This is a genomic window from Streptomyces sp. NPDC015127 (assembly GCF_043080095.1).
In the GTDB taxonomy this organism is placed as follows: domain Bacteria; phylum Actinomycetota; class Actinomycetes; order Streptomycetales; family Streptomycetaceae; genus Streptomyces.
In genome coordinates this window covers 23937-38327 of sequence record NZ_JBIBVE010000003.1, presented here as the reverse complement: position 1 = coordinate 38327, position 14391 = coordinate 23937, and the positions used below count along the sequence as shown (strand labels likewise).

17 protein-coding genes and 3 tRNA genes are annotated in these 14391 nt (G+C 69.9%); 3 read left to right on the top strand and 17 right to left on the bottom strand.

What is annotated here, in order from left to right:
- Positions 1-60 precede the first annotated feature (60 nt).
- From rplL to ACF08N_RS06425, 7 genes are all read right to left on the bottom strand, one after another.
- Complete coding sequence (gene rplL / locus ACF08N_RS06455; protein WP_392323471.1) at positions 61-444, bottom strand: 50S ribosomal protein L7/L12; 384 nt, start codon at positions 442-444, stop codon at positions 61-63.
- A gap of 111 nt (positions 445-555) precedes the next feature.
- Entirely contained in the window at positions 556-1086 is a 531-nt protein-coding gene (gene rplJ / locus ACF08N_RS06450) for a 50S ribosomal protein L10 (RefSeq protein ID WP_392323470.1), read from the bottom strand.
- A 460-nt stretch (positions 1087-1546) separates the two neighbouring features.
- Positions 1547-2275, bottom strand: coding sequence for a 50S ribosomal protein L1 (gene rplA / locus ACF08N_RS06445; RefSeq protein ID WP_392323469.1), 729 nt, complete (start codon positions 2273-2275; stop codon positions 1547-1549).
- A gap of 168 nt (positions 2276-2443) precedes the next feature.
- The gene (rplK, locus tag ACF08N_RS06440; RefSeq protein ID WP_003956479.1) at positions 2444-2878 is read right to left on the bottom strand and encodes a 50S ribosomal protein L11; all 435 of its coding nucleotides are present in this window, start codon (positions 2876-2878) and stop codon (positions 2444-2446) included.
- A 168-nt stretch (positions 2879-3046) separates the two neighbouring features.
- Positions 3047-3934, bottom strand: coding sequence for a transcription termination/antitermination protein NusG (gene nusG, locus ACF08N_RS06435; protein WP_392323468.1), 888 nt, complete (start codon positions 3932-3934; stop codon positions 3047-3049).
- A 76-nt stretch (positions 3935-4010) separates the two neighbouring features.
- Positions 4011-4298 carry a preprotein translocase subunit SecE gene (gene secE, locus ACF08N_RS06430; RefSeq protein ID WP_177148601.1) on the bottom strand — a complete coding sequence of 96 codons (288 nt, stop codon included), beginning with the start codon at positions 4296-4298 and terminating at the stop codon, positions 4011-4013.
- A 107-nt stretch (positions 4299-4405) separates the two neighbouring features.
- Positions 4406-4478: transfer RNA gene (locus ACF08N_RS06425), tRNA-Trp, on the bottom strand.
- A 205-nt stretch (positions 4479-4683) separates the two neighbouring features.
- On the opposite strand from ACF08N_RS06425, the gene ACF08N_RS06420 reads away from it, so the two are divergent.
- Positions 4684-5910 (top strand): pyridoxal phosphate-dependent aminotransferase, encoded by a 1227-nt coding sequence (locus ACF08N_RS06420; protein ID WP_392323467.1) that lies wholly within the window; start codon positions 4684-4686, stop codon positions 5908-5910.
- A gap of 119 nt (positions 5911-6029) precedes the next feature.
- Complete coding sequence (locus ACF08N_RS06415; RefSeq protein ID WP_392323466.1) at positions 6030-7058, top strand: adenosine deaminase; 1029 nt, start codon at positions 6030-6032, stop codon at positions 7056-7058.
- Here the strand turns inward: ACF08N_RS06415 and ACF08N_RS06410 are convergent.
- Both ACF08N_RS06410 and ACF08N_RS06405 read right to left on the bottom strand, forming a co-directional pair.
- Positions 7003-7713: a hypothetical protein gene (locus ACF08N_RS06410; RefSeq protein WP_392323465.1), complete on the bottom strand. Its 711-nt coding sequence runs from the start codon at positions 7711-7713 to the stop codon at positions 7003-7005. The two genes, ACF08N_RS06415 and ACF08N_RS06410, sit on opposite strands and share 56 nt — an antisense overlap.
- Positions 7714-7755: 42 nt before the next feature.
- On the bottom strand, positions 7756-8370 hold the full coding sequence (locus ACF08N_RS06405) for a TetR/AcrR family transcriptional regulator (protein WP_392323464.1): 615 nt from the start codon (positions 8368-8370) through the stop codon (positions 7756-7758).
- 88 nt (positions 8371-8458) lie between these two features.
- Between ACF08N_RS06405 and ACF08N_RS06400 the strand changes: the two genes are divergently transcribed.
- Positions 8459-9091 carry an NAD(P)-dependent oxidoreductase gene (locus ACF08N_RS06400; RefSeq protein ID WP_392323463.1) on the top strand — a complete coding sequence of 211 codons (633 nt, stop codon included), beginning with the start codon at positions 8459-8461 and terminating at the stop codon, positions 9089-9091.
- 138 nt (positions 9092-9229) lie between these two features.
- Here ACF08N_RS06400 and ACF08N_RS06395 read toward each other — a convergent pair whose 3' ends face one another.
- From ACF08N_RS06395 to ACF08N_RS06360, 8 genes are all read right to left on the bottom strand, one after another.
- Positions 9230-10363: a UDP-N-acetylmuramate dehydrogenase gene (locus ACF08N_RS06395; RefSeq protein ID WP_392323899.1), complete on the bottom strand. Its 1134-nt coding sequence runs from the start codon at positions 10361-10363 to the stop codon at positions 9230-9232.
- Complete coding sequence (locus ACF08N_RS06390) at positions 10360-11814, bottom strand: MFS transporter (protein ID WP_392323462.1); 1455 nt, start codon at positions 11812-11814, stop codon at positions 10360-10362. Before ACF08N_RS06390 ends, ACF08N_RS06395 begins: the two co-directional genes overlap by 4 nt.
- A gap of 76 nt (positions 11815-11890) precedes the next feature.
- On the bottom strand, positions 11891-12451 hold the full coding sequence (locus ACF08N_RS06385) for a TetR/AcrR family transcriptional regulator (RefSeq protein ID WP_392323461.1): 561 nt from the start codon (positions 12449-12451) through the stop codon (positions 11891-11893).
- 131 nt (positions 12452-12582) lie between these two features.
- Complete coding sequence (locus ACF08N_RS06380) at positions 12583-13011, bottom strand: MaoC family dehydratase (protein ID WP_392323460.1); 429 nt, start codon at positions 13009-13011, stop codon at positions 12583-12585.
- The gene (locus ACF08N_RS06375) at positions 13011-13463 is read right to left on the bottom strand and encodes a MaoC family dehydratase N-terminal domain-containing protein (protein WP_392323459.1); all 453 of its coding nucleotides are present in this window, start codon (positions 13461-13463) and stop codon (positions 13011-13013) included. Before ACF08N_RS06375 ends, ACF08N_RS06380 begins: the two co-directional genes overlap by 1 nt.
- A 148-nt stretch (positions 13464-13611) precedes the next feature.
- A complete protein-coding gene (gene rpmG, locus ACF08N_RS06370) occupies positions 13612-13776 on the bottom strand; it encodes a 50S ribosomal protein L33 (protein ID WP_003956487.1) in 165 nt (54 codons plus the stop codon).
- A gap of 88 nt (positions 13777-13864) precedes the next feature.
- Positions 13865-13937, bottom strand: a tRNA-Met gene (locus ACF08N_RS06365).
- A gap of 45 nt (positions 13938-13982) precedes the next feature.
- A tRNA-Thr gene (locus ACF08N_RS06360) sits at positions 13983-14055 on the bottom strand.
- Positions 14056-14391 lie beyond the last annotated feature (336 nt).

Here is a 14391-nt window from a genome sequence, read left to right as displayed (position 1 = left end):
TTGGGTGATCGCCCTTCAGTGTGCGTGCGTTACACGCGAAGAGTCAGACGACTCGCAAGGTCACTTGACCTCGACGGAGGCGCCGGCGCCCTTGAGGGCCTCGGCGGCCTTCTCCGCGGCGTCCTTGGCGACCTTCTCGAGGACCGGCTTCGGGGTGCCGTCGACGAGGTCCTTGGCCTCCTTCAGACCCAGCGAGGTCAGCTCACGCACGACCTTGATGACCTGGATCTTCTTCTCGCCGGCGCCGGTGAGGATGACGTCGAACTCGTCCTTCTCCTCAGCGGCCTCGACCGGGGCGCCGGGGGCGGCAGCGCCGGCAACGGCGACCGGGGCGGCGGCGGTGACGTCGAACTTCTCCTCGAAGGCCTTCACGAACTCGGAGAGCTCGATGAGGGTCATCTCCTCGAACTGCGCAAGCAGGTCGTCCTGGGACAGCTTCGCCATGATGGCGTCCTTCCACTAATTCGGCTGGTGCCGGATGTACATGTGAGGCGGGCGTACGTTCGGCCCGCTGCGACCAGCGCCTGGGCGGCGCCGATCATTGCGCGAGCCGAATTACTCGGCACCGCCCTGCTCGGCCTGCTTGGCACGAAGCGCCTCCGCGGTGCGGATGAACTTCGAGGGAAGCGCCTGGAAGAGCGCGGCAGTCTGGGACTGCTTGCCCTTCATGGCGCCCGCCAGCTTGGCGAGCAGAACCTCGCGGGACTCGAGGTCCGCAAGCTTCTTGATCTCATCGGCGGACAGCGCCTTGCCATCAAGGACACCGCCCTTGATGATCAGGTTCGGGTTGTCCTTGGCGAAGTCACGAAGACCCTTCGCCGACTCCACCGGGTCACCGGTGATGAAGGCAACCGCCGTCGGACCAGTGAACTGGTCGTCGAGCGAGTTGATCCCGGCCTCGTTGGCCGCAATCTTGGTCAGCGTGTTCTTCACCACGGCGTACTGGGCGTTCTCACCGAGCGAACGGCGCAGCTGCTTGAGCTGGGCCACGGTGAGACCCCGGTACTCGGTCAGCACGGCGGCGTTCGAGCTGCGGAACTGCTCCGCGAGCTCGGCTACCGCGGCAGCCTTGTCGGGCCTTGCCATAGAGCGTCGGCCTCCTTCCGGGTGATGAGGACCGCTCAGAAGGGGCTGAACAAAACGAAACGCCCCGGCGCAGGCGCACGGGGCGTAGCTCGACCGGACGGAATCCGCCTCGGGAGCTTTCCACAGTCACCTGCGCAGGACGTCCGCTGCTGAGCGGATCCTTCGGCCACCGGACCCTCGGAAGGAGAGCACGGCAACGACCAGCGGTCTTTGGCTTCTGTGGAAGAGTACGGGAACGGCTCCCGGTCAGGCAAATCGGGTCATCGTCGGCCACGAGGCGACAGAGGCCTCCTGGGCGCCCGCGGCGTCCCCGAGGCCCGTCCAGGGCCCCAGAGGGGCGTACAAGCCCCTCTGCGCCGGTGTGGCGGGACCCGTCGCCCACGAAAGAGCCGGCCCCCGCCGCTCCGAGGAGCGACGGGGGCCGGCTCTGCGTTCGCGTGACCCACGACTGCCGTCAGATTCAGACGGCGGCCGGGTCCTCCTCGACGAGGAGGTTGCGGGTGCGGTTGGCGTCCAGCGGGATGCCGGGGCCCATCGTGGTGGTCAGGGTCGCCTTCTTGATGTAGCGGCCCTTCGCGGCGGACGGCTTCAGACGGAGGATCTCCTCCAGAGCCGCGGCGTAGTTCTCGACCAGCTTCGTCTCGTCGAAGGAGACCTTGCCGATGATGAAGTGCAGGTTCGAGTGCTTGTCGACGCGGAACTCGATCTTGCCGCCCTTGATCTCGTTGACGGCCTTGGCGACGTCCATCGTCACGGTGCCGGTCTTCGGGTTCGGCATCAGACCACGCGGACCGAGCACGCGGCCGAGGCGGCCGACCTTGCCCATGAGGTCCGGGGTGGCGACGACGGCGTCGAACTCGTTCAGGCGCTGGCCCTTGGAGATGTCGTCGATGAGCTCGTCGGAGCCGACGATGTCGGCGCCCGCGGCACGCGCGGCCTCGGCACGGTCACCGGTCGCGAAGACCAGGACCCGGGCGGTCTTACCGGTGCCGTGCGGAAGGTTCACGGTGCCACGGACCATCTGGTCGGCCTTGCGCGGGTCAACGCCCAGACGGAAGGCGACCTCGACAGTGCCGTCGAACTTGGTGGCGGCGGTGTCCTTGGCGAGACGGACGGCCTCGAGGGGGGCGTAGTTCCGCTCCCGGTCGACCTTGGCGTCCGCAGCGCGGAGAGTCTTGCTGCGCTTCACTTCTGCTCCTGATGTGTTGAGCGTGGAGTCGTGGTCCGGGCCAGCGCTTGGCCCTGCCACTGAAGGTCTGACGGGGACTGTCAGCCCCCGCTTCTTCGCTCGGGCTTCCTGCTCGCTCGCTCCGCGGACGGCCTCGTTTCTCGGCCGGCCACTGTGCGAGCTCGTGCGTCAGCCCTCGACCGTGATGCCCATGGAACGGGCGGTGCCGGCGATGATCTTCTCGGCGGCGTCCAGGTCGTTGGCGTTCAGGTCGGGCATCTTGGTGGTCGCGATGTCACGGACCTGGTCGCGCGTGAGCTTGGCGACCTTGGTCTTGTGCGGCTCGCCGGAGCCCTTGTCCACACCCGCGGCCTTGAGGATCAGCTTGGCGGCCGGCGGAGTCTTGGTGACGAAGGTGAAGGAACGGTCCTCGTAGACCGTGATCTCCACCGGCACGACCATGCCACGCTGCGACTCGGTCGCGGCGTTGTAGGCCTTGCAGAACTCCATGATGTTGACGCCGTGCTGACCCAGGGCGGGGCCGACCGGCGGAGCCGGGTTGGCCGCACCGGCCTGGATCTGGAGCTTGATAAGCCCCGTGACCTTCTTCTTCTTGGGAGGCATTGCTCTCTCCGGGTCCTAGTGAGAGTTTTCAGCACTCCAACCGATCATCCGGATGGAGGCATACCGCACAACGATAACGGGTATCCATGCGCGGCCAAAAACCGAGCAGGTCAGACAACCTGCGAGAGGCGGTCTGACCTGTTCGGAAGCGCTGCGTCCAGAAAAGTGTCAGTTCTTCTGGATCTGGTCGAAGCTCAGCTCGACCGGGGTCTCGCGGCCGAAGATCTCGACAAGGCCCTTGACCTTCTTCGAGTCGGCGTTGATCTCGTTGATGGTGGCCTGCAGCGTCGCGAACGGGCCGTCGGTGACGGTGACCGAGTCGCCGACCTCGAAGTCCAGCACCTGGACCTCGACCTTGCGGGCGGGAGCCGGCTTGCCCTCGGCCTCGGCGGCCTCGCGGGCGGCCTTCTCCTCGGCCTCCGGGGCGAGCATCTTGACGATCTCGTCCAGGGTCAGCGGGTACGGGTCGTAGGCGTTGCCCACGAAGCCGGTGACACCGGGCGTGTTGCGCACGACGCCCCAGGACTCGTTCGTCAGATCCATGCGGACGAGCACGTAGCCGGGCAGCTTGTTCTGCCGGACGTTCTTGCGCTCGCCGTTCTTGATCTGGACGATCTCTTCCTCGGGGACCTCGGCCTGGTAGATGAAGTCCTCGACGTTCAGCGAGACGGCGCGCTGCTCCAGGTTGGCCTTCACGCGCTTCTCGTAGCCCGCGTAGGTGTGGATCACGTACCACTCGCCGGGCAGACCGCGGAGCTCGTCGCGCAGAGCGGCGATCGGGTCGGCGGGAGCCTCCGGCTCGGCCTCGGCCACGGCCTCTTCGGCGGACTCGGCGTCTTCGGCGCCCTCGGTCGCGACCTCGTCCGCAGCCTCGGCGTCGGTCACGTCCTCCACGTGCAGCGCGGCGTCCTCGGCCGGCTCGCCGGCGATGTCGTCGGCAGCGTCGGCCTGGTCCGGGTCCACACCGTCTGCCGCCTCGACGATGTCGAGCTCGTCCTCGACGGACTCGAAGCTCTCGCCGGACGTGGCGGAGTCGTTCAGGTTCGGGTCAGACACGGTGGCTGCTTCTTCCTGGATACAGATGGGGTGGAACAATGCGAAAGGGGCGCCGAGCACGGCGCCCTCCGCAGGATCAGCCGAAGACGTACTTGACTGCTTCCTGGAAGCCCAAGTCAATCACGGTCACGAGGCCGATCATGATGACGACGAAGACGATCACCACGGTGGTGTAGGTCGTCAGCTGGTTGCGCGTGGGCCAGACGACCTTGCGCAGCTCAGCGATGATCTGGCGATAGAAAAGCCCGAGACGGCCCAGCGGGCCCTTCTTGCCGCGCTTTCCGCCCTTGCGGGACTTCTTCTTCGACTCCGGCGACTCGTCCTCGGCATCAGGCATGTCGATGGAGCCCACGGCGTCCGTCACGATCTCTCACCTGATTCCGGGTCGTGGCCGTGCCGCGCCCGGTGGAGCCGCACGGCGGTGCATAGAAGTACGTACATGCGCACACAGCCTGGCGAAGGTGTGTGTAGCAGGGCCGGAGGGACTTGAACCCCCAACCGCTGGTTTTGGAGACCAGTGCTCTACCAATTGAGCTACGACCCTTTGTGGTTCCCCCAACCTACCGCATCCGGCCGGGTGCACTAAGTGCCCGGTGCGGATGTGGCTGGTGAAGGCCAACGACCAGTGAGTGTACGTGTTCCCAGGCCCGGCGTCGAACACGATGCCCTCGGGTCCGGTTCTGACCGCTGTTGTCCGCTCCTCGAAACCTGTGTGCCGGCTCGGATTGCCGTCTGGGAGCATGGGCGGCATGAGCGCTGCAACCCCTCCCACCGAGCGCCGGGTCTCCGCCCGCATCGGCGCGATCTCCGAGTCCGCGACCCTCGCCGTCGACGCCAAGGCCAAGGCCCTCAAGGCCGCCGGACGTCCGGTGATCGGCTTCGGCGCGGGTGAGCCCGACTTCCCGACCCCCGACTACGTCGTCGAGGCCGCCGTCGAGGCCTGCCGCAACCCGAAGTACCACCGCTACACGCCCGCCGGCGGGCTCCCCGAGCTCAAGGCCGCCATCGCCGCGAAGACGCTGCGCGACTCCGGCTACGAGGTCGACCCCTCCCAGATCCTGGTGACCAACGGCGGCAAGCAGGCGATCTACGAGGCGTTCGCGGCGATCCTCGACCCGGGTGACGAGGTCATCGTCCCGGCGCCGTACTGGACGACCTACCCCGAGTCGATCCGCCTCGCGGGCGGTGTCCCGGTCGAGGTCGTCGCCGACGAGACCACCGGCTACCGCGTCTCGGTCGAGCAGCTGGAGGCGGCGCGGACCGAGAAGACCAAGGTGGTCCTCTTCGTGTCCCCGTCCAACCCGACCGGCGCGGTCTACACGGAGGCCGAGACCGAGGCGATCGGCCGCTGGGCCGCCGAGCACGGTCTGTGGGTGCTGACGGACGAGATCTACGAGCACCTCGTGTACGGCGACGCGTCCGCCGTCTCCCTCCCGGCCGTGCTGCCCGAGCTGCGCGACAAGTGCATCGTGGTCAACGGTGTCGCCAAGACGTATGCGATGACCGGCTGGCGGGTCGGGTGGATCATCGGCCCCAAGGACGTCGTCAAGGCCGCGACCAACCTCCAGTCGCACGCCACGTCGAACGTCTCCAACGTCGCGCAGGTCGCGGCGATCGCCGCGGTCTCCGGCAACCTGGACGCGGTCGCCGAGATGCGCACCGCCTTCGACCGCCGCCGCCAGACGATCGTGCGGATGCTCAACGAGATCAACGGCGTGGTGTGCCCGGAGCCGGAGGGCGCGTTCTACGCGTACCCGTCGGTGAAGGGGCTGCTGGGCAAGGAGATCCGCGGCAAGCGTCCGCAGACCTCGGTCGAGCTCGCCGCCCTGATCCTGGACGAGGTCGAGGTCGCGGTCGTCCCGGGCGAGGCCTTCGGCACCCCCGGCTACCTGCGTCTGTCCTACGCGCTGGGCGACGAGGACCTGGTCGAGGGCGTGTCCCGGATCCAGAAGCTGCTGGCCGAGGCCCGCGACTGACGGTTCCCCGTGCGTGACGGGCTCCCGGCTCCGGCCGGGGGCCCGTTTCTGTGTTCGGGCAAGAACCCGATCGGGGAAAAGGGCTGCCCGGGACGTGTTCCGTACGGCAGGATCCCCGAATGGAGCACGTACGAGACGTCAGCCTGCTGCCCAAGGCCCACCTGCACCTGCACTTCACCGGTTCGATGCGGCCCGCCACCCTTCTCGAACTCGCCGACAAGTACGGCGTGCACCTGCCCGAGGCGCTCACCGGCGGCGAGCCTCCGAAACTGCGGGCCACGGACGAGCGGGGCTGGTTCCGCTTCCAGCGGCTGTACGACATGGCCCGCTCGTGCCTGCGCGAACCGGAGGACATCCAGCGGCTGGTGCGCGAGGCGGCCGAGGAGGACATCAGGGACGGCTCGGGCTGGCTGGAGATCCAGGTCGACCCGACTTCGTACGCGCCCCGGCTGGGCGGTCTGATCCCGGCGCTGGAGATCATCCTCGACGCGGTGGACAGCGCGTCGAGGGAGACCGGCCTCGGGATGCGGGTCCTGGTCGCGGCGAACCGGATGAAGCACCCGCTGGACGCCCGTACCCTCGCGCGGCTCGCCGTGCGCTACGCGGACCGGGGCATCGTCGGCTTCGGTCTCTCCAACGACGAGCGCCGGGGCCTGGCACGCGACTTCGACCGCGCCTTCGCCATCGCCCGCGAGGGCGGCCTGCTGGCGGCCCCGCACGGCGGCGAGCTGACCGGCCCGGCGTCCGTACGGGACTGCCTCGACGACCTGCACGCCGCCCGTATCGGGCACGGCGTGCGCGCGGCGGAGGACCCGCGGCTGCTGCGCAAACTGGCCGAGCGCCAGGTGACCTGCGAGGTGTGCCCGGCCTCGAATGTGGCGCTGGGTGTGTACGAGAAGCCGCAGGACGTGCCGCTGCGGACGCTGTACGAGGCCGGGGTCCCGATGGCGCTGGGCGCGGACGACCCGCTGCTGTTCGGCTCACGGCTGGCGGCCCAGTACGAGCTGGCCCGCCGCCATCACGGCTTCACGGACGAGGAGCTCGCGGAGCTGGCCCGCCAGTCGGTGCGCGGCTCGGCGGCGCCGCCGGAGGTCAAGGAGAAGCTGCTGGCCGGCGTCGACGACTGGCTGGGCGGTCCGGGGGCCTGAAGTGGCGGAAGGGCGGGTACGCCTGGAAGCCGACGTCGATCTCGGTGTGCCGCCAGACCCGCTCCGGTTCGAGGTGGTGGGTGAGCGAGCCCATCAGGCTGTCGTGCCCCTCGCCGACCCGCTTCTCGTACGGCCCGAAGCCCGCGGCGCACGACAGGACGGTGGAGGCGTCCGCGAACACGTCACGGCTGCCGAAGAGGAACAGCGTGCCCGCGTGGACGGCCGGGCGCAGCCGGTCGCGGACGTCCCGGTACTCGCTGCGCCGGCGCCAGTCGGCCGCGTGGGCGGCGGTGCGCGCCTCGTCGGTGCGGACGGTGAGCGGGGTCCCGGTCCCCATCCTGCGGCGCAGTTCCGGCCATCCCGAGACCCGCAGCCCGAGTGAGTGGTGGACCAGCACGAGGTCGACGGGCTCCCCCGGGGCGAACGCCCGGGGCACGCTCTGCCGCAGCGGCAGGTGCACGATCGTGTGCCGGGAGAAGGCGGCGAAGGAGAAGAGGGCGGCCAGCCGGGACAGGCCGTCGTGGTCGCCGAGGAGGTAGCCCCAGTCGTGGCGCGGATTGTTGAGGGTGGTGTGGCGCAGCGGCTGCCGCAGCTGGACGATCCGGTACGCGTACGGACCCGTGCGAGGCCTGAACTCGCGTGCTCTCAGCCGCATACGGGTCCACGGGCGGTGATGGTCATCGGCCCAGCGTGGCGCTCAGCGGGGACCGTCCGCAACGGAGATTCCGCGCAGCAGCGTGCGCGCGAGCCCTGCGGCGAACTCGTCCAGCGGCTGTGGGGGCCTGCGGTCGGGCGTCATCTCGTACGCGAACGCGCGCTGGGCGCAGGCGCCGAGGAGGAGTGACGCCGCCGCGTACGTGTCCGCGTCGGGGCTGATGCGGCCCGCCTGCTGCTCGGTGCGCAGATAGGCGGCGAGGCCCTCGATCGGCTTGTGCGGGCCGGTCCGCATCTGGCGCATGGCCTCTTCGTGGCGGCGCTTGAGCTGGGGCTCGGCGTACAGCGAGGCGGCCATGGGGAAGGTCTGCTCGTAGAAGAGGGCGGCGTGGCGGGCGATGTCGGCCAGGTTCTCCTCGACGCTCGCCCCGCCGGGGTCCACGGCCAGGGTGCTCAGCAGGGCGCCCAGCTTCGGCAGGCGTTCGCCCAGCACGGTCACGAACAGCTCCTCCTTGCTGGAGAAGTGTTTGTAGAGCGCCGCCTCGGAGCAGCCGGCGGCCTTCGCGATCTCCTTGGTGGTCGTGCGCGCCAGGCCGAGGGACAGCATCAGCTCACGCGCGGCGTCAACGATGCGGACGCGGGTCGGCTTCTGCTCCATGCCTGCTCCTGGCGGCTTGACGAGTGGGTGAGTACACACTCACCCTAGTGGTGAGTGAACACTTACCCACCCGAGGAGGGTGCGCGCAATGAGGCTCACAGTTTTCGGTGCGACCGGGGGAGTCGGCCAGGAGATCGTCCGGCAGGCCCTGGCCGCGGGGCATCGGGTCACGGCCGTGGTGCGCGACCCCGCCCGCCTCACCGTGTCCGGTGACGGTCTCGACGTCTTCACGGCCGACCTCCGGGACCCCGGCGCACTGCGCCCGGCCGTCGCCGGGCGGGACGCGGTCCTGTCCGGGCTCGGTGCCCGCAGGAAGTCCGACGCCGGGATCGCCGCCCGGCTGACCCGGTCGGTGCTGGCGGCGATGGAGGCCGAGCGCACGCGGCGGCTCCTGGTGGTCAGCGCGGCCCCGCTGGGCAGGGCGACGGAGCCGGAGCCGCTGCTGGACCGCGCCATGATGTCCGTGGTCGGTTCCGTCCTGAAGGACATCTACGCGGACCTGCGGGTCATGGAGGCCGAGCTGGCGCGCAGCGCCACGGACTGGACGGCCGTGCGTCCGCCCCGGCTGCTCGACAAGCCGCTGACCGGCCGCTACCGCACGGCCGTCGGGGGCAATCCGCGCAGTGCCCGGACGATCGGCCGGGCGGACGTGGCCCACGCGATGCTCGCCATGACGGACGACCCGGCGACGGTCGGACAGGGCGTCGGCGTCGCGTACTGACGAGCCGGGCGGGACCGGCGCTGATCGGGCCGCGTCGGCCAGACGGCGGGCCTGTTCCGCGACGACGGCTGGAGTTCGCGTCGGTGACCGTACGCCGCCACGTGCCGAGGGCCCGGGCCCGGAGGCTCGGGGCCGACCCTAGAGGCTGACGCCGACCGTCACCGGCTCGTTGACCAGCGTCACGCCGAAGGCGTCCCGCACCCCGGCCACCACTTCGCGGGCCAGCGCCAGCAGGTCCTCGGTGGTGGCCTCGCCCCGGTTGGTGAGCGCGAGAGCGTGCTTGGTGGAGATCCGGGCCGGTCCGGAGCCGTAGCCCTTGGTGAAGCCCGCGCGGTCGATCAGCCAGGCGGCGGAGGTCTTGGTGCGGCCGTCACCCGCGGGGTAGGCGGGCGCGGCGACGTCGTCGCCGAGCCGGTCGCGTACGCGGCCGAGGAACGTCTCGTACTCGGCCGCGGTGAGGATCGGGTTGGTGAAGAACGACCCCGCCGACCAGGTGTCGTGGTCCTCGGGGTCCAGGACCATGCCCTTGCCGGCGCGCAGCCGCAGCACGGTCTCCCGTGCGTCGGCGGCCGGGACCCGTTCGCCCACCCCGACGCCGAGGGCCTTGGCGGTCTCCGCGTACTTCACGGGGGCGGACAGGCCGCCCGCGTCCTCGAGGGCGAACCGCACGCGCAGCACGACGTAGCGCTCGGGGTGCTGCTTGAAGCGGCTGTGCCGGTAGGAGAAGGCGCACTCCTCGTTGGACAGCGTCACGGTCTCGCCCGTCGTGCGGTCGTACGCGACGACCTCGGTGATGGTGCCCGAGACCTCCTGGCCGTACGCGCCGACGTTCTGGATCGGGGTGGCGCCCGCCGAGCCGGGGATCCCGGCGAGGCATTCGATGCCGGCAAGGCCGGCTTCGACCGTGCGGGCCACCGCGTCGGTCCAGACCTCGCCCGCGGCGAGCTCCAGCCGCGTCCCGTCGAGCGCGAAGCCGCGGGTGGCGATGCGCAGGGCGGTGCCGTCGAAGCCCTTGTCACCGATGACCAGGTTGCTCCCGCCGCCGATGATCAGCAGCGGAGTCCCGGCGTCGTCCGCCTCGCGGACGACGGAGACCACCTCGTCGTCGGTGGTGGCCACCACGAGACGCGTCGCGGGGCCGCCGAGGCGGAAGGTGGTCAGGGGGGCGAGGGGGGCGTCGTGAAGTTCCTGCACGGGGACAAGGGTACGGTCCGTGGCCGCGCCGCTCGGGCGGGGCCACGGACCGGGGCCGTACGGGCGGACCGCGGTCAGACGGCGATCGGCTCGGGCTCGGCGTCCGCGGTGCTGCGCACCGGGGCGTCGCTCCCGGGCCCGTCGGGCGTGGTCCGGCCCCCCGGGATCATGAGCGCGACGAGGGCGGCCACGGCCACCACGCCCGCGCCGATCCACAGGGCGGGCACGGTGCCGTCGGTGAACGCCCGGGCCGACTCGTACCCTCCCTGGGCCGCGAAGACCGCGCCGAGCACCGCGATGCCGAGGGCGCCGCCGACCTCGCGCAGGGCGTTGTTCGCACCGGAGGCGATGCCGTGTTCGGCGGGCCGGACGCTGGACATCACGACGCTGGCGGCGGGCGCGAAGTACATGGCCATGCCGATGCCGCCGAGGATCAGCGCGGGCAGCTGTGCCGCGTACGACACCCCGGGCTCGATGACCAGGGCGAACAGTCCGAGGCCGATCGCCTGGAGCGCCAGGCCGGCGGCGACGACCGGGCGGCCGCCCATCCGGTCGGAGAGGTAGCCGGCTACGGGTGCGACGAGCAGCGGCATCCCGGTCCACGGCAGCATCCGCAGCCCGGCCTCGGTGGGCGAGTAGCCCGCGACGCCCTGCAGGAACTGGCTGAGCAGGAAGATCGAGCCGAACATGCCGAGGAACATCAGCAGGCTCGCGATGTTGATGCCGAAGAAGGCGCGGTTGCGGAAGAGCCGCATCGGCAGCATCGGCTTCGCGGCGACGTGGCCGTGCCACACGAAGGAGACCAGCAGCACGGTGCCGGCTGTCAGGGCGAACAGGACGCGGGTACTGGTCCACCCGTGCGCGTTTCCGTTGACGAGGCCGTAGACGATGCCGAAGAGGCCGCCGCTGACGAGCAGGGTGCCGGGGACGTCCAGGCGGGCGTCAGGGGCGTACGACTCGGCGAGACGCAGGCGGGCGAGGGGCAGCAGGGCGAGGCCGATCGGCACGTTCAGCCAGAAGATCCACTGCCAGGACATGTGCTCGGTCAGGCTTCCGCCGATGAGGGGTCCACTGGCGACGGCGAGGCCGGTGACGGCGCTGAAGATCCCCAGTGCCGCGCCCCTGCGTGCGGCGGGGACGGCGGCGGTGAGCAGCGTCAGCGTGAGCGGCATCATGATCGCGGCCCCGACGCCCTGCACCGCGCGGGCGGCGACGAGGGCGTCGATCCCCGAGGCGAGGGCGGCCGCGGCGGAGGCTCCGGTGAAGATCGTCAGGCCCACGACGAAGAGCCTGCGCCGGCCGAAGCGGTCGCCGAGGGCAGCTCCCAGCATCAGCAGGACGGCGAAGGTGAGCGTGTACGCGTTCACCGTCCATTCCAGGTCTTCGAGCGCGCCGCCGAGGTCCTCCCGGATGGAGGGGAGGGCGGTGGTGACGACGAGATTGTCGAGGGCCGCCATGAAGCCGGCGACGCTGGTGATCACGAGGGCCCAGGCGGCACTGCCGCGGGGCACCTGCTGCTTCTGGTTCACTGCTCCCCCAGAGGGTTAGTTATTGATTACTAACTTGTGCGGCCAGAGAAGAGCACTGATCGCGCTCGGTGCCGGGTCAGTATCCGGCGGGGCGTGCGGCGAGGTAGAAACCGGACCAGACGCGGTGGTCGGCGGGGAAACCGATGGACACCAGGACGTTGACCAGCATCCCGTAGGCCAGGAACGTGGTCGTCTCGCCCACGTCCGCACCGAGGTGGAGGTGGACCGCGTCCCACAGCTCCAGCCACCCGGCCCGCACCTGCTCGCCGAACGCGTGGTCGCCCGCGGCCTCGGCCGCCGCCACCGCGACGTACGTCTGCATCTGCATCAGCAGCTTGTCGGGGTCCTCCGCGATCAGGCGCTGATATGCGGCCGCCATCGCGGCCAGGGCCTCCTCCCCCGCGAGCCCTTCGGCGGCCTCGTCGAAGACCCGGCGGGTGTCGGCCAGGCACCGCGCGGAGGCGGCGAGGAAGATGGCCTGCTTGTTCGGGAAGAGACGGAACAGATACGGCTGGGACACACCGACCCGCTTGGCGATGACCTCGGTCGACGTCCCCTGGTAGCCGGCGCGCGCGAACTCGGTGATCGCCGCCCGCACGACGCTCTCGCGCCGCTCCTCCGCACTCATCCTGACCATGTAGCTAAGTTAGTGACCAATTACTAATTACGTCAACCGCTGGAGCGCACGTAAGGGGCGCCCGTACCAACGAGCGCCCCTTACCTAGGGAGCACGTCCGAGGCCGGCGCCCCTCACACTCCGCGTACCGCTCAGGCGAGCTGGACCACCGCGCGGGACATGCCCAGCACCTTCTGCCCGCCGCTCGTGGCCGTGAGGTCCACCCGCACCCGCTTGTCGTCCAGGAGCGCGCCGACCTTGGCGGTGACCTCGATGACCGCGCCCTTGTCGTCGTTCGGCACGACGACCGGCTTGGTGAAGCGCACGCCGTACTCGACCACCGCGCCCGGGTCGCCCAGCCAGTCCGTCACCACACGGGCCGCCTCGGCCATCGTGAACATCCCGTGCGCTATCACGTCCGGCAGACCGACCTCGACGGCGAACTTCTCGTTCCAGTGGATCGGGTTGAAGTCGCCGGAGGCGCCCGCGTACTGCACCAGCGTGGCGCGCGTCACGGGAAAACTCTGCGCCGGCAGCTCGGTGCCGACCTCGACGTCCGCGTATGCGATCTTCGCTGCCATCACGCCTCCTCGGCGGCCCGCGCCACCAGCTTGGTCCAGGCGGTCACCACGTGCTCGCCGGCCTCGTCGTGCACCTCACCACGGATGTCGAGCACATCATTGCCCGCGAGGGACTTGATCGACTCGATGGTCGAGGTGACCGTCAGGCGGTCCCCCGCCCGCACCGGGCGCCGGTACGCGAACTTCTGGTCGCCGTGGACCACGCGACTGTAGTCCAGCCCCAGCTGCGGATCCTGTACCACCTCGCCCGCCGCCTTGAACGTGATGGCGAACACAAAGGTCGGCGGAGCGATCACATCGGGGTGCCCGAGCGCCGCGGCCGCATCCCGGTCGGTGTACGCGGGGTTCGCGTCGCCCACCGCCTCGGCGAACTCGCGGATCTTCTCCCGGCCCACCTCATAGGGTGCGGTGGGCGGATAGGTCCGCCCGACGAAGGACTGGTCGAGCGCCATGGACTGGCTCCCTCCTGATTGAGCCCCCCAAGGGGGACTGATCCCAGAGTGTGCGGACCGGCCCCGAAGCGGGACCTGTCCCGGAGTGACGGCGACAAACGACACGAGGCCGCCCCCAGCTGGGGGCGGCCTCGTGCACGAGCCTGATTCAGCGCGTTTCGCGGTGCGCCGTGTGCGAGTTGCAGCGCGGGCAGTGCTTCTTCATCTCAAGACGGTCCGGGTTGTTGCGCCGGTTCTTCTTGGTGATGTAGTTCCGCTCCTTGCACTCCACGCAGGCCAGCGTGATCTTCGGGCGGACGTCGGTGGCAGCCACGTGAGTGCTCCTTGACGGACGGATGGACGGATGAACGCAGAAAAGAGTAGCCGATCGAAGGACCGACCCCACAATCGGCTACTGTGTGTAGCGGTGACCGGACTTGAACCGGTGACACAGCGATTATGAGCCGCTTGCTCTACCGACTGAGCTACACCGCTTTGACACGGAGTCCCCTCACCCGGAGGTGAGGGCTACCGCACCAGAGCCCCAATACGGAATCGAACCGTAGACCTTCTCCTTACCATGGAGACGCTCTGCCGACTGAGCTATTGGGGCGAGCGATGAAGACATTACACGGTCGCCCGCCGATCGCCCAAATCCGTTTCCCGGGCCCCCGGGCGGCCCCCCACCGGGCGGTGCCCCCGGCCTGCACTCCTGCCCCACGCCTCCCCCTGCGTCGCCCATGTCGCCCGCCCGTCACCCCGCGGCCGCGCCCCCGTTGTCGGGCTTTCTCCTCGGACGCCCCGGGCGTCCCGTACGCCACGTTCGACACGTGCGACCCCACCGGTACGACTATTGCGCTCTTCCTCGAAGGCCATGACGAGCCGCCCTAGGCTCGACTCACGCTGCGTGATCCTCTCCGGTTCCTCCGGCCCTCCGGACCCTCCTGAC